Annotated in this window: 22 protein-coding genes and 2 pseudogenes; 8 read left to right on the top strand and 16 right to left on the bottom strand. The window is 31.2% G+C overall.

Translation table 11 applies throughout. The features are described 5' to 3' along the window. Positions 1-212: 212 nt before the first annotated feature. Positions 213-455 carry a hypothetical protein gene (locus NSA23_RS07675; RefSeq protein WP_222704806.1) on the bottom strand — a complete coding sequence of 81 codons (243 nt, stop codon included), beginning with the start codon at positions 453-455 and terminating at the stop codon, positions 213-215. 553 nt (positions 456-1,008) lie between these two features. Here NSA23_RS07675 and NSA23_RS07670 point away from each other — a divergent pair. Further along, a complete protein-coding gene (locus tag NSA23_RS07670; RefSeq protein ID WP_222704807.1) occupies positions 1,009-1,839 on the top strand; it encodes an AraC family transcriptional regulator in 831 nt (276 codons plus the stop codon). Between the two features lie 34 nt (positions 1,840-1,873). Next, positions 1,874-2,299 (top strand): DUF3788 domain-containing protein, encoded by a 426-nt coding sequence (locus NSA23_RS07665; RefSeq protein ID WP_042682984.1) that lies wholly within the window; start codon positions 1,874-1,876, stop codon positions 2,297-2,299. Between the two features lie 189 nt (positions 2,300-2,488). Here the strand turns inward: NSA23_RS07665 and NSA23_RS07660 are convergent, their stop codons facing one another. From NSA23_RS07660 to NSA23_RS07635, 6 genes and pseudogenes are all read right to left on the bottom strand, one after another. After that, positions 2,489-2,929 (bottom strand): hypothetical protein, encoded by a 441-nt coding sequence (locus NSA23_RS07660; protein ID WP_042682985.1) that lies wholly within the window; start codon positions 2,927-2,929, stop codon positions 2,489-2,491. Positions 2,930-3,402: 473 nt separating this feature from the next. Next, on the bottom strand, positions 3,403-3,531 hold the full coding sequence (locus tag NSA23_RS07655; protein WP_257490367.1) for a hypothetical protein: 129 nt from the start codon (positions 3,529-3,531) through the stop codon (positions 3,403-3,405). 151 nt (positions 3,532-3,682) lie between these two features. Beyond that, positions 3,683-4,426, bottom strand: coding sequence for an ABC transporter permease (locus tag NSA23_RS07650; RefSeq protein WP_042682986.1), 744 nt, complete (start codon positions 4,424-4,426; stop codon positions 3,683-3,685). Next, positions 4,413-5,144, bottom strand: coding sequence for an ABC transporter ATP-binding protein (locus tag NSA23_RS07645; protein WP_042682987.1), 732 nt, complete (start codon positions 5,142-5,144; stop codon positions 4,413-4,415). The genes NSA23_RS07650 and NSA23_RS07645 overlap by 14 nt, the downstream gene beginning before the upstream one ends. Positions 5,145-5,205: 61 nt before the next feature. Continuing rightward, positions 5,206-5,970, bottom strand: a complete 765-nt coding sequence (locus NSA23_RS07640) for a MerR family transcriptional regulator (protein WP_042682988.1) — start codon at positions 5,968-5,970, stop codon at positions 5,206-5,208. Positions 5,971-6,144: 174 nt separating this feature from the next. After that, a pseudogene (locus NSA23_RS07635) lies at positions 6,145-6,594 on the bottom strand (TraG/TraD/VirD4 family protein); the annotation flags it as partial. 53 nt (positions 6,595-6,647) lie between these two features. Between NSA23_RS07635 and NSA23_RS16725 the strand changes: the two are divergent. Then, positions 6,648-6,746: pseudogene (locus NSA23_RS16725) on the top strand (IS3 family transposase); the annotation flags it as partial. Between the two features lie 141 nt (positions 6,747-6,887). On the opposite strand, the gene NSA23_RS07630 reads toward NSA23_RS16725, so the two are convergent. After that, positions 6,888-7,037 (bottom strand): DUF961 family protein, encoded by a 150-nt coding sequence (locus NSA23_RS07630; RefSeq protein WP_438357574.1) that lies wholly within the window; start codon positions 7,035-7,037, stop codon positions 6,888-6,890. A gap of 144 nt (positions 7,038-7,181) precedes the next feature. On the opposite strand from NSA23_RS07630, the gene NSA23_RS07625 reads away from it, so the two are divergent. After that, positions 7,182-7,514, top strand: a complete 333-nt coding sequence (locus NSA23_RS07625; protein ID WP_042682989.1) for a transposase — start codon at positions 7,182-7,184, stop codon at positions 7,512-7,514. A gap of 193 nt (positions 7,515-7,707) precedes the next feature. Beyond that, a complete protein-coding gene (locus NSA23_RS16720) occupies positions 7,708-8,175 on the top strand; it encodes a DDE-type integrase/transposase/recombinase (protein ID WP_420841077.1) in 468 nt (155 codons plus the stop codon). Positions 8,176-8,339: 164 nt separating this feature from the next. Here NSA23_RS16720 and NSA23_RS07620 read toward each other — a convergent pair whose 3' ends face one another. The 7 genes from NSA23_RS07620 to prdR all read right to left on the bottom strand — a co-directional run bounded on the left by NSA23_RS07620 (position 8,340) and on the right by prdR (position 15,700). After that, positions 8,340-9,260, bottom strand: a complete 921-nt coding sequence (locus NSA23_RS07620) for a sulfite exporter TauE/SafE family protein (protein WP_042682990.1) — start codon at positions 9,258-9,260, stop codon at positions 8,340-8,342. 37 nt (positions 9,261-9,297) lie between these two features. Continuing rightward, entirely contained in the window at positions 9,298-9,549 is a 252-nt protein-coding gene (locus tag NSA23_RS16825) for a proline reductase (protein ID WP_042682991.1), read from the bottom strand. Between the two features lie 21 nt (positions 9,550-9,570). Further along, the gene (locus NSA23_RS16820; RefSeq protein ID WP_042682992.1) at positions 9,571-10,023 is read right to left on the bottom strand and encodes a glycine/sarcosine/betaine reductase selenoprotein B family protein; all 453 of its coding nucleotides are present in this window, start codon (positions 10,021-10,023) and stop codon (positions 9,571-9,573) included. Further along, positions 10,020-10,289, bottom strand: a complete 270-nt coding sequence (locus NSA23_RS07610) for a CBO2463/CBO2479 domain-containing protein (protein WP_042682993.1) — start codon at positions 10,287-10,289, stop codon at positions 10,020-10,022. The genes NSA23_RS16820 and NSA23_RS07610 overlap by 4 nt, the downstream gene beginning before the upstream one ends. Before the next feature lie 3 nt (positions 10,290-10,292). Continuing rightward, positions 10,293-12,383 (bottom strand): D-proline reductase (dithiol) proprotein PrdA, encoded by a 2,091-nt coding sequence (gene prdA / locus NSA23_RS07605; protein WP_042682994.1) that lies wholly within the window; start codon positions 12,381-12,383, stop codon positions 10,293-10,295. Between the two features lie 27 nt (positions 12,384-12,410). Then, positions 12,411-13,700, bottom strand: a complete 1,290-nt coding sequence (gene prdC / locus NSA23_RS07600) for a proline reductase-associated electron transfer protein PrdC (protein ID WP_222704810.1) — start codon at positions 13,698-13,700, stop codon at positions 12,411-12,413. A 254-nt stretch (positions 13,701-13,954) separates the two neighbouring features. Beyond that, positions 13,955-15,700, bottom strand: a complete 1,746-nt coding sequence (prdR, locus tag NSA23_RS07595) for a sigma-54 dependent transcriptional regulator PrdR (protein WP_042682996.1) — start codon at positions 15,698-15,700, stop codon at positions 13,955-13,957. A 288-nt stretch (positions 15,701-15,988) separates the two neighbouring features. Here prdR and NSA23_RS07590 point away from each other — a divergent pair, with 288 nt between their 5' ends. Further along, positions 15,989-16,528: a transposase gene (locus NSA23_RS07590; protein ID WP_050069862.1), complete on the top strand. Its 540-nt coding sequence runs from the start codon at positions 15,989-15,991 to the stop codon at positions 16,526-16,528. Between the two features lie 78 nt (positions 16,529-16,606). Here the strand turns inward: NSA23_RS07590 and NSA23_RS07585 are convergent, their stop codons facing one another. Further along, a complete protein-coding gene (locus NSA23_RS07585; RefSeq protein ID WP_042682997.1) occupies positions 16,607-17,824 on the bottom strand; it encodes an IS256 family transposase in 1,218 nt (405 codons plus the stop codon). A 370-nt stretch (positions 17,825-18,194) separates the two neighbouring features. Here NSA23_RS07585 and NSA23_RS07580 point away from each other — a divergent pair, with 370 nt between their 5' ends. Both NSA23_RS07580 and NSA23_RS07575 read left to right on the top strand, forming a co-directional pair. Continuing rightward, positions 18,195-18,491 carry a transposase gene (locus NSA23_RS07580; RefSeq protein WP_042682998.1) on the top strand — a complete coding sequence of 99 codons (297 nt, stop codon included), beginning with the start codon at positions 18,195-18,197 and terminating at the stop codon, positions 18,489-18,491. Further along, a complete protein-coding gene (locus tag NSA23_RS07575) occupies positions 18,488-19,447 on the top strand; it encodes an IS3 family transposase (RefSeq protein WP_075052136.1) in 960 nt (319 codons plus the stop codon). Before NSA23_RS07580 ends, NSA23_RS07575 begins: the two co-directional genes overlap by 4 nt. The last annotated feature ends 125 nt before the right edge of the window (positions 19,448-19,572 follow it).

Here is a 19,572-nt window from a genome sequence, read left to right as displayed (position 1 = left end):
TTTTGGTAGATTAAATATAAAAGTCAAAGATAGGAATAATAATTGTAAGCATTAAAAGGTGGATCTAAATCCTACTAATATTGCATTAAAAACATTATTATATTATGTTAAATGCCACACTAGCACCTCCATAAACACCTATATTAATGCTTCGCCATTTCTCCAATTTTTTCTAATATAGGATGCAAACTCGTTTTTATCATTTTTGTCAATCATATCTTGTGGAAAATAAACTTGGCTAGGTTGATAAGTTTACTTCTCACAAGCTCTATCAACACATCGGTCTGCAACAACTTCAAACCATCATAATCATTTGCTATAAGTTCAATATATACAGCATAATGAAGAAGTGGCTCTCTGTTTCTGTGCATAGTAGAAATAAGGGTAACTACATCTTGTAAATTGCTTTCAGCTGTTACAGTTTGCTGTAAATCATTAGTGTTAGCTGTATTCATACAATTTTTATTGGCCACATTATGAATGATTTTCTTTTCCTCTGAGGGAGTTACCTGTCTTGTATAGATTCGTAAAGTGACTCCATCTTTTTTCTCCTAAATTGTGGAGAATTGTCTGTTCATTAGTATTTGTAGGATATTCTCGAAGTGCCCATACACAACGAAATGTATTGTCACAGATGAAGTGATCAGCATTAAATCTAATAATAGATGGGGCAATCATATCGAGGAATTCTTGGATGCGGACATCTTCTTGCAGTAGTAAACTAAATTTTATTTTTCTTTTCTGAATTTGGTTATTATAGTAAAAACATCACTTGTTATGATGGCTTTAGGAGAAGACAGCTTGCAACTTTATGGTATAATTATTTACAGACAGACTGATTGGATTTATCCTAACTCATCAAAAAGGGCATTGGCTGTCAAACCAGATCGCTGCTAAGGTGCTATCCTGTTTATAAGGAGGTGCTTAAATATGCACGCATGGGAACAAATACAATTAACCGTGGACTATATTGAGGAACATCTTTCAGAGTAAATAAAAATTGAAAACTTGGCAAAGCTTGCTTCACTCTCTCAGTTTTATTATCAGAGGCTATTCAGCCGATTGGTTAAAAAGCCTGTAAACGAGTATATCAAGTTGCGCCGCCTTGCAAAAGCATCCGAAGCTTTACTAGATAAAAATAAGCGAATTCTGGATATTGCCTTAGATTTTGGATTTTCCTCTCATGAGACCCTTACACGTTCCTTTAAAAATGCGTTTGGGATGACGCCTAAGGAATATCGTACTGACCCCGTCCGGCTTAACAATTTTGTAAAACCACAGTTGCTTTTGAATTACACGCTTATTGATGAAAATATGCCGTTGATTGTTGATGGAATCGTCCTTGAAATTACACGGCGAAAAATTTTATCTCCTCAATTTTTCATTGGACTTACAGCAGAAGAACCTATTTATCAAATGCCTGGCGGCGGTGAAACCGGTGTAGACACACTCGGAGAATTGTGGGACGCTTTCCACCAAAGCAAATCCATCATTAGGGAATTAAAAGCAGATGGCGATGAGCTTGGAGTTGCCTATCCTGGGACAAAGGAAGGCTATTACCGCTATTTTGCTGGTGCCGAAGCTGTTTCAAATGAACCAGTTAAAGGCTACACTTCCTGGGAATTGCCCAAAGGTGAATATATTGTCTGCTCTTTTGAAGCAGAGGATTTTGAACATCTCGTTATGGATGCAGTGTACAAGGCTCATAAGTATATATTTGAAACATGGCTTCCGAATCACAAGCTTGCTACTAAGCCTTTTACAGTGGAACGCTATACCAGCCATAGTCCAAATACAACCAACATGGAAATATGGGTTTTACCTGTAACTTTAGAATAAGCAGATAATTTTCCGTTGTGGAGGTGAAGTTCATATGGAGTGGAACAAACTTTACAATTCGTATAATCCGCCTACGATAGATGACATCAATGAATACATTAATAGCAAGCTTTGGCAAGATTTAAATGCCTTTTTGCAAAATGCCTACCGTATTCAACCCAAGCTCTCCTACAGTAAATGTTCGATGCAACCGGGATGGAATGTCAAATACCAGAAAAATGGGAAATCGTTATGCACACTTTATCCAATGGAAGGCTATTTTATTGTTCTTCTGGTAATCGGCAATAAAGAAGTTCATCAAGCCGAGAATATAATACATTTGTGCAGTAGATACACGCAGGACTTATATCAAAAGACTGCCTTTTCCACCGTTGGAAGTTGGCTGATGATAAATGTTACCGACCGTCTCATTCTAGATGATGTAATCAATTTAGTGCAAATAAAAGCAAAATCAAAATAATCTACTAGCTAGTACCAAATAAATGAAAAGAGAGGCATAGTTCAATTCGCTGCTTCTCTTTTTCCTATCTCCATAGAGTTGTTGTTTTATCTTCTATAAGTTACATGTAGAGATATTCTCTTATGCTGTCATGTTTATCATAGTGCCTTATTAGACCTCTTTGCGCTTCTTCTGGCAGATTGTTTTTTTCTATTGTATTAAAACTATTTCATAACTATCTAATTCCTCTGGATTATCTGCTGTTTCATAATACCCATAATCATTTTCCACAACATATGTGGTAACTCTAAGAGTCATATATAGCTTTAAAGTCTTTACTTCCCTTGACTTAGGAATTACCACACTAAGATTTTCAAACAATAAATTTGAAAGTTTTTCATTATAACCACGATAAGAAAGGTATCCCTTATTTGAAAATGCACCTATTTCATGAGCATTTTTTTCTCCTCCATATCTTTTAAAGTCAATGTATTTCTCTAGATTTTCATCATATTCAAAATGTCCTGATTTACAAATCATATATCTGCTATAACTTTCAGTATTTTTTATTTCATCATATAGTTCAAATTCATACATAGAGTCTGCAAGTGCAAAGATTTTATTAACAGTTCTTGGCTTTATATAGTCCATAAGTTTTTAAAAATATCTTATATTATTACTGCCCATTTCTTTATATTGCTTTGCTAAATCATTTAGTCTAGTTACATTTGTATCTCTTAGACTAAAATAAGGTCCACACAAAACTGTTTCATGTGTTTTTATATAAGTCCAATTAACTCTTTGTCTGTAATTCAGTCATAATTTAAAATAGATTATCATTTTTAGGGTATAGCATATAGATATATCCATTACTTGTATATAACAACAAAGAGATGACCCATTATCATATAAAGGATAAGGCCTAATGTTTTCATCCCTTTGTAAAATAGCCCAATTATTTTGATACCTATCTATATTCCCTACTAAAAATAGGTTCTTTAAAAACTCTTTTTGAAAATCATACTCTTGAAGAAAATTTAAAATCATTTCTAATGAATAACATTCCCTCTTTCTTCATCATATAAACAATCCGGAGCATAATTCGGGTAATATTTATTGATTAATCATATTCCCTCTGTTAAATTTTCATCTTTTTTATTTATTCTATAACTTAAAGAACCCACTCTTGAATCATATACCCTATATCTATTTTCATACATTAAATATTGATATGAAATATTAGCCTTTGGCATTGAGATCCTGCATATCTAATATTTCATATTCTAAAACCTATACATTTATTTATAAATAATCCAAAATATAATAATTGTCATTTTCAAATTCTATTTATAGTAATTTAACTTTTTATTTTGCATCAGAATTATTTCAATCTGGTCCTTTATATTATTCCCATTTAAAAAAGCGAAGAGCTACACCAGTACATATTACTGCAAGAGCAATCATTACAATGATAGGCACCATTACGCTTTCTATAGTCAAACCAAGTGAAGCTGCTTTTAGAAGTTTTATTCCTTGTGTTAGAGGTAAGATATCTGCAATTTTTTGAAGTGCTGTTGGCATAACTTCATAAGGTAGCGTTGCTCCTGAAAAAATCAACATAGGAAAATATAATACACTTGCAATAATGCTTGTTATCTTTATATTTGGGGCAATACCGCCTACCATTATGCCGATGCTAAACATAGATATCATTACCAAAAAATAGAAACCTAAAAACTGAAGCCATGAACCGCTAAATCGAAAACCAAAAAAAATTGTTGCTGTGGCATAAACAAATATAAGTGAAGCAATAGAATAAAGTGCGTAAATTACTACTTGTACTGCTAAAATCATAGCTGGACTTATAGGTGTTACCTTAAACCTCTTTAAAATTTTTTTATGACGATAGTCAGACACGACCAACGGTAACCCCATCACACCCCCTGCACATATTGCAATCGTGACAATAGCTCCAAAAGATTGTTCTAAAAATGTGTATTCTGCACCATCAAAGGCTATTTTATCTCCGTAGATGATTCCGACAATGATTGTTACAACTACTGGCATACAAATTGCAAAAATGAACATATCCATGCCCCGTATAGACAATTTCAACTCAGTTTTTAACATTGTTTTAAATACTTTCATTATCATCTTCCTCCTCGTTTGTATACCATAAATAAGCTTCTTCAAATTTTTCAAATGGACTTCCTGCAATTGCTTCTTGCACAGTTCCATAAAAAATGCTGGTTCCTTTCTTAAGAATGCAAATTCTATCACACAGTGCTTCTATTTCATCCATAAAATGCGAAGTTAAAAAGATAGTAAGTCCTTTCCTCTTCAAATTCGAAAGGCATTTCCATACATCTCTCCTTGCTCTGACATCTAACCCTGTTGTTAGTTCATCTAAGAAAACAACATCTGGATTAGGAATTAAAGCAAGTACAATAAATAAGCGTTGTTTTTGTCCTCCCGAAAGCTCACTCACTTGGCTTTTGTATTTATCTGAAATTCCAAATTGTTTTAGTAATCCTGTATAATCTAAAGGATATTTGTAAAGAGCTTGGGTAACTTCACAAAGTTCTGCTACTGTTATTTTATCTTGGTAACTTGATTCTTGAAATTGGACTCCAACTCTTTCAAATAGCTCCTTTCTCTCTGTTTGTGGATTCATTCCTAAAATTGAAATTGATCCACTGTCAAACCTCTTTGTACCTAAAACACATTCAATAGTTGTACTTTTCCCAGCTCCATTAGCACCAAGCAATCCAAATACTTCGCCACGTTCAACTGATAAGCTAACGTTATTTACAGCCTGTGTACTTCCGTATGCTTTGCACAAAGCATCTATTCTAATTGTTTTCATATTTATAAACCTCCTCTTTCTTAGTATATAAAAAAGAATAACACCAGAAAGAAGTCTGGTGTTAAACTGTAGAGTTTATATTAAATTTTTCTTGCATAACTTTTAGCTGACTTAAAATGCAATTTGCATTTAATTCTGCATTGCTTAGTGAGGTAAGAAGTTTATCACAAGCTGTGACAATATCTTCATCCGCTTTGGGTGTATTAATGACTTCTCGTATATCAATTTCCGCATTATTGGACAGGGCATTTATCATCCGTAAAATTGCAGCAAGGGAATAATTGGCACATCGTAAAGAACGTATTATCTTTAATAATTGAATATCATTTTTCGTATATACCCGATATCCATTCTGTTTTCTTTTTACAGAAAGTAATCCATTCATTTCCCAATTTCTTAACGTATCTATTGTAACTTGCAAATAATCTGCTGTTTGTTTTCTTGTCAAGTACACCTCATTTCCTTCCTCTTGTATACCAGAAAGCAATTTTTTTGCAATTTCAATAGCTTCTTCTGCGTTTTTCTGCTCTATTTTAACCTGATTTATATATTCATTTGTGCATACAATTGCATTTTGGAAATCACCTTTGGCAGATAGCTTAATAATATTAATCATATTTTTTCTAAGACCATTTTGCAGTACCTCAACTTTAAGTGCTGTTCTTGCCAGCTTGAATTGTGCAATATGTAAATCTGTAAAAACTCTATATCCATTGGGTAACCTCTGCGCTTTAGGTATTAAACCAAGTTCTTCATACAATCGTACGGTATTAGGATGTATTCCAATTATTTTTGCTACCTGTGCTGTCTTATATTTATTTTCCACGATATTTTCACCTCCGTTTAACCTTATCATAACCCATACTTAAAGTCTGGTGTTATAATGGAGAGTTTATTATAATAAATAAGGTTAAAACAAGCAAGCCCAATAATCCATAACTTGGGCGTTAGTACAGTTCCTATTTAACAAAAAATATCAGTACGTTCTGATGTTAGTATAATATTTATTAGATAGAAAAAGGAGAATTCCTCTAAGTTGCATTATGCACTTTCTACCATCCATTAATGATAGTTCATCCATAGACATAAGGTCTTTCCCAAGTTTCTGGTAATTTAGTCCATGAGATTTTTCCCGCCTCCTATTTTCAGAAGTATTATATAAATCAATTGTCTCTTTACCCAATATCTCTGTTATCTCTTTTAGAGTAGTTTTTTCCTTTTTTTCTAAAAACATAGTGGTGTCACAGTTTCCGGCAATGGTGTCACAGTTTCCGGCAATGGTATCACAGTTATCTTTATGAATTGCCTCCAGTTGTGATTGTGATTGAAGAATAATACTTGCTGAAATCTCTCTACTTCTTATAGTTGCAATCAGCTTTTCAAATTTAGGAATTTGTCCACTATTCGCAAACTAATCTAAAAGTAATCTTACATGTATGGGAAATCTTCCTTCATTAAATCCCTTAATTCCTGTATATCAAATGGTGCTAGAGGAAAAGAAAGTTTGATAGTTTAAAAACTTTAGAAACTGAGTTATTTGATTATGTGAATTGGTATAATAATCTAAGAATTCATGGTTCCCTAGATTATATGACACCTTGAGTCTAGGAATTTAAAAACAAACTATACCACTTGATATTTATGTTAGGTTGGTTTTTAACCTAATATGAATATCAAGTCCAAGAAGTTTTAAAGAAGTATTTAATTGTTCGGTAAAAAAATGTCTAAAAAAATATTGACATATCAAACCGTCATGCGACTGTTGATTCTTGGCTGTTCGATTTCACCCTCACCAGCGTATTCTAACTTTCCGAATGTTTTTTCCATGTTTGGGATAACATGTTTTAATTCCGTAATTGATTTCCTCCTGTAAATTAGTTTTAGTTGATTCACTGATTACAGTTTTTTCAGTGGGAGAACGGACAGAATGTTTCTTCATCAAAAATCCTCCTTGTAACTTTCTATTAGGCCCCATAACTTCTTTGGACAATCGCACACTAATTTAGTAAAATAAAAATTAATGGGAGGTTGTCTGAAGTGAAAGGTAAAAACAAAAGATATCCAGAAGAATTCAAACGTCAAATTGTTAAAGAGGTAGGGGAAACTGGCAATGCTACTTTAGTCGCAAGAAAACATGACTTGGTCCCTGGTACAGTTACTCGTTGGGTTAGGGAGTCTAAGAAAAACAATAAATTAACTCAAAACAATCATTATATTTCAAATACTAATAGTGATTCAATAGAAAAGAAAAATGAACAGCTTAAAAAATTACTTGGAGAAAAGAATTTAGAAATTGCTATTCTTAGAGATCTTTTAAAAAAACGAACCGACGATAGAAGGCAAAGTCGCTGTAGCAAGAAAGTGGATTGATCTAGGACATACTGTAACTACTGTTCTTAAAATAATTGGTTTAAGTAGATCTACTTATTATTATAATATTAATAATAAAGTTAAAGAAAAAAATACAAATGCAAATAAAGGTGGTAGACCAATTCCTGGTTATTCTTTTGATAAAGATGGCAATCGTATATGTGATGAACAAATAAAAGAATATATACTATAAATCATCAAAGATGAAGGATTATGTTATGGTTATTATAAAATAACTATATTATTAAGAAGAAAATTTAATTTAATTATAAATAAGAAAAAAGTATATAGGTTATGTAAAAAGCTTAATATACTAAGACCACAAAGAAAAATTAAACCTAAACACCCTAGAAGAATCGCTATAAATAGAGAAATAACTACATCGAATTCCCTTTGGGAAGTAGATGTTAAATATGGTTATATAAACGGTGAAGATAGGTTTTTTTATATAGCTTATTTCATAGATATATATGATAGAAGTATAGTTGATTACCACATTGGACTTTCATGTAAAACTGAAAATATTATTATAACTCTTAAAAGAGCTTTAATGAGACGAAACCTTAATAATAAAAAAATAGAATTAGTAATACGGTCAGATAATGGTTCTCAATTTATAAGTAATAAATTTCAAGATACTTGCGAAAATTTACATTTCTAATATTTTTAGCAATCATTTTTTCGCTCTCTCTACGAGATTTTTTTCTGAATATATATTATAGTAAATATATAAAAAATGGACTTCCTTTTTTATAAGTAAAGGAAATCCATTCTGTTTTGTCTTCAGTCTGCAATCCCTTAAGTATTTACTTAAGGGATTGTTTTTTAATTCTTGATTTCTTGTACTTTTCGTACATTTGATTCTGATTTCACTTTTGATTCTGATTCCACTTTTGACTTTGATGATGCTTTTAGCATAGATATAGCTGTATAAAATACTACTAATATGACTACCCAAGTAAGTATATGGATAGGCAGTGATCTAACAAAATAGACTGCTATTAATAAGCCTAATACTCCAACTGTAGAAAGTGCCATAGCAGCTTTTCTGTTGTAAGCACCTTCTTTAATAAATCTTATTGAAGCTATAGGCATTAGGAAAGCACAAGATCCAAACATAATTGGAAATGCAATTTTAGGTGACATACCTAAAAAATATACTAATACCATGCATGGCGCATAAAGACCTACTCCTGCAGTCATCAAAGCACCCAGTACCAAATTGACAGCTAATGCAAATATTAATTTACCACCTTCAAGACCTATGGCCTCTCCACCACTAGGAATTAATCCTATTTGGCTCATAAGCATTAATATACCTGTGGCTACAAGAGCACCTCCCATAACTCTTTGTACTTTTTCTTCTGAAAAACGTGATACAATTCCAGCTCCTAACCAAGCACCTATAAGAGCTGATATGATCATTCCTATTAGTGTTAGAGGTTCAACTTCTATTACTTTAATAAATATTAAAGCTTCTAGCATAACTGGAATAGAATATCCAACATTTAACGTTCCAGGGATGACCCTATCATTACTTTGTTTAAATATCCTAAGTAATGATGCTCCTGTAGCAAAAGAACCTATGCCTAGTACATCAAAAAAATTAGTTACAAAAGCTATTATTGATAATTTCCACCATGAGTTATCTTCCAAATTATCTTTATGTTGTATAAAATCTTTGATAAAATAAATTAAATAGAATATACATATACAGCCTAAGATAGCAAAAAGTATATTTACCATTTTAACACTCCTTATATAATATGTTTAGAGGGTTATTTTAAATCTTTGCGATATATTCATATGGAAGATTAACTATTCTTCCTGGTGTTTCAATAATTTCTAATTGTTTTAATGTATCTCTTACTATATTTCCTTGCATTTCAGGATTATTTGGTTCACCTGCATTAGCACCCATTGGCACTAACGGTGCTGTTACTCGAGGTGCGCCACATTGGCGAACTACTGGAGGTAGAGCTGCAATAACTATAGTTGAAATTCCAGCTTCCTCAATCGCTCTCTGCACAATCACGGCAGAGCGGTGACATGTTCCTCACCCAGCTGTTAATAAAACTGCATCTACATTTTCTTCTTTCAATACTTTGGCAATTTGTGGTCCTGTTTCATTGGTAAATGCCTCTACATTGCCACCTCCACCCATAAACCCTATATGTTTTGTAGCTATTTCCTTAATAAAACCTTCCTCTTTTAATTCCTTTAATCTATCTATCGGGAACATGCAATTTATATCTTTATTTACATCACTATTGTCATATCCCCCATGAGATACCATTAAATCCTTACTATTGACATCTCCTGGTATAATCCTAAAACCTGTGTCTCCAGCTAAATTAAATCTTTTATCACTTTTAAGATGAACTCCTGCAGCACTTACTAAAGCTACAGTCATTTCTTTTAATGGTTTTTCAACCGGAGTCCATACTACAGGAGGCGTTATTGGTACATATATCTCCGATTGTAAACCTTTTATTACTGTTAAATTCATGATTTCTCCTCCTTCTTCTGACAATTTCTTTTTTTAATATTATTAACATAATCTTCATTAATCTCTGGTCCTAAAACTTCTGGATAGCTCATCATAAAACCGACTTCTTGCCCTATTTCCAATTCATAACTACTAATAAGCATTCTTTTTGGAATTCTTAATTTACCTAATCTGCCTTTAAAATCTATAGTAATGGCACAATCATTTACATCTACGATTATACCTTCAAAATATTTTTCACTGGAAATATAATTTAATCTATCCATGGTTTAATTCTCCTCTGCAACCTCTAATTCATCTTTTTCATAGATTTCTCTTCTCTTTTTACTCATCTTTAAAGAAGTTTCATTTGGCGCAATTTCTATTTTTTTACCAGTTACTTTTTCTATTAAATTAATATTATTCAATTTTACATCTGGATTCCAGGATCTTTCTGGCGCTATTATTTCTTCTCCAGCCATTTTTGCTTTAAGCATATATAAAATCCTCACTGCATCTTCATACGCTAAACAATTGTTTTCTAAGATTTCATTTTCAATACCTTGTCGGGATTTGTTTAAATCAACCATAGCATCCATATATTTATTGCCAACGACTAATTGACCTTGAACTGCTGAATATGTCACTCCTACTACTGGTATATCTCTTTTACCTACTTGTTCTATATGAGATGCAAAATCAATATGATTGTTTCCAAAGCCTTCTGTAGTGACTATAGCACCATCTAAATCCATTGTCTCAACTGTCATTCCTAATAATTTAGATACATAAAATTTCTCAGAATTTATCTGTGGTGAACCAACAAATATTACTCCTGCTAAATCTATCTCTTCATCCTTCATAGCTTCTAATACCAAAGGTTCTCTCCAATAATGTCTAGAGGTTTCTTTAGAAGCTGGTCCAATACATGTTAGAGCGTGAACACATCCATCTAATACTTGTAATGGAGATACTATAACAGGAACATTACCTAAGTCTACATTTGCCTTTGCTCCCAAAGTACCTACAGGTTCGGCTGGTAATAGATAATTGTCATGCATAGCACCTTGTCCCATTATTTCCTTTATAATAACAACTTTTTTCTTTCCTGGACGTCTTTTTTGAACTAATTCATCAGTATTTATAACTAAATCTTCATCTAATTTTTTCAATGCGTCTCTAATTTCTTGCACTACTATATCTGTTGCCCTATGAGCTGACATAGGTCCTGGTCTTTCCATACCCTTACCTTCTTTAACTGTTACATCAGTTTTTATAAATATTTCTCCTTTTTCTGGAGATCCAGGCCTACCCCACATAATATTTCTTTCTAATATTCCTTCAGAAGAACCAAATTCTCCAATTTGGACTCCTTTTTCATCTGTTCCTGTAACTAATACCACTACCCCATCAATCACTCTGGTTATTCCTTCACCTAGCTCACCTTTCTCTTTGGTAGCTATAGGCTGTACGTCCATAATAGTATTGCTGAATTGATCGTATTCATTTGGAGTAATAATATCTATTTTCATATCTGTAACTAATTTTTCTACCTCTATAGCATCTTTGCAAATATCTTCTCTAATATATAAAGTTGTACCTTCTATCTTAGTTTCTGATCCAAATTTAACTTCATCTATTTTAAAATGTTTTCTAATTAATTTTCTTACAACTATTTCTTCATTTTCCTCTTTTGTTATTTCTTCTGTAGCATTTCCGACTACCTCAAGACTTGGAGATTTTTCTATGGTACTAGTGTTTATGTCTCCAAATCCTAAAGGAACTTCTATATCTATTCCCTTTCCTTCATCAATTTTTATTTTTAGAACTCTACTACTCATAGGAATTTGTGATACTTCGTCTATTTCTTTCTCAGTATTTTCATATCCTTCAAGCATATTCCCTGTTATAGGAGTTAAAGCTACTACATCTTTTATTAGTTTTTTACCTACAACTTCTTTTCTAGTAAGTACCTTGTCATCTAAATCTAAAAGAAGGGAATCTGATAGTTTGTCAAAATGCATTGGGTTTTCTAAATCCTCTATATTTATAGTTTCTCCTGCTTTTTTATTGTATTTTAAAACAGCCTTTTCATCTTCTTCTACTAATTCTATTTCTTCTTCTATTTCTTTTGCTCCATCAATTATATCTAAAGTAAGTGGTGTCAATGAATCTATAGTTTTTGTTACTTTAGCTCCCAGAACCTCCCCTATTTTTAGACAATTGGCCGGAATAGTTAATAATCCAGAATCCACAAGGTCTGGAAATATATCTGGATCCTCTAAATGTGCTGATTCAATTACTGTGCCTTCTTCTGTCCTACAACATACAACAGCTACTTCATTTTTCATTTCTGCTGCCTGTTCTGCACTTATTGACATTTATAACATCTCCTTTCGCTTATTTTCTTAAAGGGACAATCTCCTAGTCAATGGGTAGTCCAATGTTCTAAAGACATGATCTGTATGATGATATACAGGAACCCCTATTTTTGGTGCACAACACATGACTGTATTAGAACAATCACTACAATTTGAAATAATAACTCTCTTAGCTCCATTTTTCTTAAGAGACATAATCTTTTGTGCCTGTCCCGGACAATCTCCTGGAGTTTTACACTTCTTAGCTCCTCTTACATCTATAACATTCTTACATTCCACTACACCAACAACTTCTGCACCCATTTTTTCAGCAATATCTCTTAATCTTTCTTCATTAGCTCCACAAGCACATACTAAAAGTCCAACAGGTCCTTCATATTTCGGGAAAGGAATGGTTACTATTGAACCACCTGACATTTTAGTTACAAATGCATTATTTATGTCTTCAGCCTTTCCGGTATAAGGTCCTCCAATGATTATCTCTCCATATTCTCCATCAATTCCACCACATTTTTCTATAAGATTTGCTATTGGCATTCCTATAGGTACCTGAAAAAGAACATGGGCTTTGTTTCCACCTTTTATTTTTCCTACAACAGTTATATCTTTGTCTATAACAGGTTTTCTGTTCTCAATGGCCCTTGTAATATTAGATAAAGTTTCTGCATTTAAAACTACACAATTAGCTTCAAGTGGAAGCTGTGTTGGTTCAAGCCATTTATCAAATATAGCGTGGATAATGGCCCTTTCTTCTCCCATTGGATATATATCTTTTAATTTTTTTATTTCAATATCATCAGCGCCTGACAAACACCCTTTTATAGAATCAATTGCCTTAGTATTTTTTTCTTTTATTGCTATATATGCCTTTGGTGCCTTTGTTATTTTCATGGCATATTTTATACCCTTTATAACTATCTCAGGGTTGTCCTCCAAAAGCTTTATATTGTGATGAAGTGCAGATTCACACTCAACACAATTTGCTATTACATAACCATTTTCCAAATTGACATTTAGTTTTATATAGGTTGGAAAACCTGCCCCACCTGATCCAACAACTCCTGCTGCTTTTACGCTTTCTAGATAATCATCATAAACTTTGATTTTTACATATTTTGAACTTTGCTTTTCATCAGCTTCAATTATTACTCTATCTTCTTCAATCCTTTTAATTTTACCTGATACACTCGAGTGAATATTTGACCCTAATCCATCAGGTATTGCAATTAATTCTCCTCGTTTAACTTCTTGTCCTTCTGTTACAATTGCCTTGCATAATCCTCCTACATGTTGTTTTAGTAGTATTGTTATATTCAATACTTCACCCCCCATTTATTATTAATTTCTTTTACGCCATAGATTAAACGCAAAAGATGTGCCAATATTAAAGAAAGGTCTAAACTCATTAAAAAAGCTGAGTTTAAACCTTCTTTTTATTTATCTTTTTATTTTTATATATTGACTAATATTAGTCAATCTTAATTCTTTTTTTATTTTAATTTTCTGCTTAAAACTATATATAGTCACACCTATATACAGTTTGACTATTTTTAAACATAGTCGAGTTTTAGTCAATCTATATTATAATGATTTAGTTTAGAATGCAATGTAGTTCTAGGTATATTTAATAATTTAGCCGCTTTGGATTTATTTCCATTGGAAATTTCCAATGCTTTTTTTATTAATGATATTTCTAAATCCCTAACTGAACTATTCAAATCTAGATTACTTGTATTATTCCCTATATTCTTTTCATTTAATGCCTTTTCCTTAATATAACTAGGTAATAAATCTTTAGTTATTGTATCTCTTCTGTTTAAAACCACCATATGTTCTACAACATTTTTTAATTCTCTTGCATTGCCTTCCCAATAATATTTAATCAATATATCCATAACTTCGCTATCTACCTTAGGAATTTCTATATTGTTTTCATCACATATATTCTTTAAAAAGTGGTTAAAAAGCAAAACAATATCTTCTTTTCTTTTCCTTAGCGGGGGAATATCTATTTTTATTACATTTATTCTATAATATAAATCCTCCCTAAATTCACCTTTTTCTATCATTCTTTCCAAATTTCTATTGGTTGCGGAGATAATTCTAGCACTTATATCAATAAGTTTTTCTCCTCCTATTCTTTGAATCTTTTTTTCTTGAAGAACTCTTAAAAGTTTTGCCTGCATAAATAGGGGCAAATCTCCAATTTCATCTAAAAATATAGTTCCATTGTCCGCTAATTCAAACAATCCGATTTTCCCACCTTTTTTTGCACCAGTAAATGCACCTTCTTCATATCCAAAAAATTCACTTTCGAATAATTCTGTTGGAATTGCACTACAATTTACAGGAACAAAATATCCTTCTACTCCACTATAATCATGTATCGCCCTAGCAAATACCTCTTTACCAGTACCACTTTCCCCTATAATTAATACAGATGTATTGGTTTTTGCAACTTGTTTAGACATTTCTATTTTTTCTTGCATAGCTTTACTTTTACATATAACCTGTCCAAAATTACTATCTGAATACCTACTAACCTCTTTTTCTAAAAATTCCACTATATCATTTGCCTTTTTTAATTCTTTTTGAATATTTGTGATTTCTGATACATCTCTATCAGTACTTACAACTCCAATAAATTTATCATTAATATAAATAGGTGCTGAACTAATAATTATATGACAGTCTTTTTTAGGAGTATGAAATACATTTTTCACTGGTTTTCTAGTCTTAATTATTTTTGCATCTATAGCATTAGGAAAATAGTCTGTCAAATATTTACCCATTATCTCAGAAGCACTAATTCCATATAATTTTTCTGAATTATTATTCCATATTATTACTCTACCTTGGGAATCTATTACACATATTGCCTCCTGAATATTATCCAATATATAATTTAATATAACTCCAGTTTGCTCAATTCCCATATATAAATAATCTCTAATATGTTCCTGTCTAATAATACCAACAAATTCTCCATCCTTTAAGACTGGTAATCTTCCAATCTTTTTATCTAACATAATATCTCTACAGTTTAATAATGTATCCTCAGGCTTTGCATAAACTATATCTTTATAAAAAAATCTTTTTATCTCTTTAACATTATTATCACTATTATAAATTTCATATAAATCCTTTAAAGTAATAATCCCTATTAATTTATTTGAGTTATCAACAATAAAAATTTCTTCATTTTTACTTTTAATCAATATAGATGAAATTTCATCTAGACTAATACTATCTTTTTGGATAATAAAATCCTTTGACATAACTTCTCCAGCATATATGTAATATGATTCTAAAATCATATAAATCCTCACCCCCTATAATTTTCTGCCAGTAGTTTGATTTAAAATTCTAACCCTAACATGATTGGCTTATTATTTGAAAAACATAGGAAAAAACGTCCTATGCTTTTACTCTTATATCTTAATCTTTAAATTGGATATTTTAAATTTAATTATATGAGCAAATTTCATAATTCTAAAATATTGATTTTACTTAATTTTATCTTAAAACAAAAAGGGTTTCACCCCAATTTGTCGAATTAATTAAGTGCAAACAAAAATCATCCGAGAGGAGTGAAACCACTTAATATGTATATTCGACAAACAACTCTATTTTCCTTTGAGGAAATTATGGAATTTCAACAAGAAACTAAATTAGAATTAATTTTATCTCAAATTGATGTATCAAAACTTGCTAATGTTCTGAGAAAACCTAGTAATTCTAGAGGCCCGAAGGGCTATGAATCTAAACAATTAATATATTCTTTAATAGCTATGCAAATAGAAAAAATTCAAAGCATTAAAGATTTAGTTTTGAAACTTAAAGAAAATCTAGTTTTAAGATACTACTGTGGTTTTGATGTTCTTGGTAAAGTTCCATCTGAGTCTACTTTTAGTAGATTCTTGGATAAACTCACTGATATACAAGAACTTGGACAATTATTTTATGATCTAGTTATTAAGGCTAAAGAATTAAATATTGTTGATGGAGAACACGTTTCTATTGATTCAACAAAATTAGATTCATATGAAGCTGCCAAGCCTAAGAAATCTATCATAGATGATGGTACCAACCCTAACTGGGGAATGAAAAGAGATACTAATGGCAATAATTCTTATAATAGATAAGTGAGCTTAATAAGTAAGAAGTAATGCTACTTTTTTACTTATTAGATGACTAATTTTCAATCAAATTGTAGTTTTATTTTACAGGTAAGGTTCTATCCTTCCTTCAAAATATATAATTAGCTGATTGAAGATATAATCCCAATTTTTATAACGTCTACTCCACTTTTTCATTACATTTTGGCTTGCTAGATAAAGCATTTTTTCTAAAGATTGATCTGAAGGAAAGACTGATTTAGTCTTTGTAACCTTTCTAAATTGTCTATGCAAGCTTTCTATAATATTTGTTGCATACATTATGGTTCTAATTTCATTAGGGTACTTGAAGAATGGGGATAATACATCCCAATTCATATCCCAGCTTTTAATTGCAAAGGGATATTTACTATTCCATTTTTCTTCAAGTTCCCCTAATGCTTCATATGCAACCTCTTCATTGATAGCTGTATATACTGCTTTAAAATCTCTTGCAAATTCTTTTTTATCTTTATAACTAACATACTTGAAAGAATTTCTAAGCTGATGAATTATACATCTTTGTACTTCAACTTTAGGATAAGCAGTTTGAATAGCTTCCTTAAGTCCTGTTAATCCATCAACACTAAATATTAATACATCTTCTAATCCTCTATTTTTTAGCTCATTAAGTACTCCTAACCAGAACTTGGAAGATTCGCTTTCACCTATCCAAATACCTAGTATGTCTTTAAATCCATCTAAATCAACTCCTAATACAACGTAAGCTGCTTTATTTTTAATTTGACCATCATCTCTAACTTTGTAATGTATTGCATCTATAAAAACAAATGGATATATGGGCTTTAAAGGCCTTGTTTGCCATTCCTTTATTTCAGGAATCAACCTATCGGTTATTTTGCTAACCATTTCAGCAGACATTTCAATTCCATAAATATCTTTAATTTGATCATGTATATCTCTTGTAGACATTCCTCTAGCATAAAGAGAAATCACCTTCTGTTCTATACCAGATATATTTCTTTTATTTTTAGGAACAACTACTAGTTCAAATTCACCATTTCTATCCCTTGGTATATCTAAATCCATTTCTCCAAACTGAGTTTTCACAGTTTTTTGTGAATATCCATTCCTACGATTATCAGTTCTTTTATTTTTTCTATCACCTTTAGAATATCCTAACTTTACTTCAAGCTCTGCTTCTAACATTTCTTGCAAGGCATCCTTAAAAACATCTTTTAAATATGAATGAAGGTCTCCTGCTGTTTTCAGATTCCCATCATTAATCATTTCTCTTAAAACTTCTTTTGGTATTGTTGACATAAAAATGCTCCTTTCTGGTTTTTATTCTTATTTTGATTTTTGTCAGAAAAGAGCATTTATTTTCACTTAGGCACAGATTTATTTACACTACTAAGTTAAAGTACATGCACTATTAAATTGCATAATTTTAATATCTAGAACTATTGCAGTAAACTAAAGTAAATCATTAAATAAAGCTGTCTAACGGCATATAAATGCTTGAATGTTAACACTAATAGGAGGTTTTTGCAAATCTATAAAATTAAAGTATTAAATTTAAAATCTCATTTTTAATGAGCTATCGCTCTATACTCTTTCTATTTAGCCCCCTAACCATTTTGGACAATCGCACACGATTATATTAAAATATAATCAACAGGAGGTTGCCAAAATGAGAAGCAAAAATACAAGATACTCAGAAGAATTTAAAAATCAAATCATTAAAGAGGTAGAGGAAGTTGGCAATGCAACTTTAGTAGCAAGAAAGCAGACAAAAGTCCCAGGTACAGTTACAAGATGGGTTAGAGAATCAAAGAAAGCTAATAAAACCAATAACCCTCTTAATACATATTATAGTACTAATTCACCTTTAGATAAAGAAAACGAGCAATTAAAGAAGCTATTAGGTGAAAAAGACCTTGAAATAGCTATTCTTAGAGACCTGCTAAAAAAAACGAGCCAAAGATAGAAGATAAAGTAAACATAGCTAATAAGTGGATAAGTTATGGATATCCAGTAACTAAAGTACTTAGAATACTTCAGTTAAATAAATCAACTTATTATTATAATATAAATAAAGATTCAAATACTAAATTATTAGAAGAACAAAACATAGTAAATAAAGGCGGTAGACCAATTTCAGGTTTATCCAAAACTAATAATGGTAAAGTAATTTCCGATGAACAAGTTAAAGAATATATTTGTGAAATCATTGAATCCAAAGGATTATGCTATGGTTACTATAAAATAACCATAATGCTAAAAAGAAAATTTAAGTTAATTATAAATAAAAAGAAAGTATATAGATTATGTAAAGAATTAAATGTACTAAGGTCTCAAAGGCAAGTTAAACCAAAACATCCAAGAAAGATAGCCCAAAATAGGGAGATTACAAAACCAAATTCTCTTTGGGAAGTAGATATTAAATATGGTTATATCAATGGTGAAGACAGATTCTTCTATATAGCTTCTTTCTTAGATGTATATGATAGAAATATAGTAGAATACCATATGGGTCTATTATGTACTGCAGAAGATATAGTCATAACCCTCAAGAGAGCATTAATGAAGCGAAATCTATATAATAAAGAAACTGGTTTAGTAATAAGGTCAGATAATGGGCCACAATTTATAAGTCATAAGTTTGAAGATACCTGCAAAGAACTAAATTTAGAGCATGAAAGAATACCGTTTAAAAGCCCAAATAAAAATGCTCATATAGAATCTTTCCATAGATTACTGGAAGATGAATGTTTATCAAGGTACGAATTTAAAAGCTATGCTGAATCTTATGAAACAGTATCGGAGTATATGAAATCCTACAATAAGGTTAGAATACATAGTTCCTTAGGATATATTTCACCAATGGAATTCTATCAGAAAATCTTAGATGGAACAGCAAAATCTTTAATAGTAAAGCTTTAATGTTTTTTCACTTAGGAAAAACAATACATAAATATTTAGCTGAAATCAAGGGCCTGCCGCAGCAGGGGCTTTACCCTTGATGAAGATAAATATTTATGTATAATAAAAAGGCGAAAAATATTAAA

Origin of the sequence: Anaerosalibacter massiliensis, from assembly GCF_024623155.1 — a bacterium.
In the GTDB taxonomy this organism is placed as follows: Bacteria; Bacillota; Clostridia; order Tissierellales; family Sporanaerobacteraceae; genus Anaerosalibacter; species Anaerosalibacter massiliensis.
Note: the sequence above shows the minus strand (reverse complement) of the source record. Positions and strands in the feature narration are given on the sequence as shown.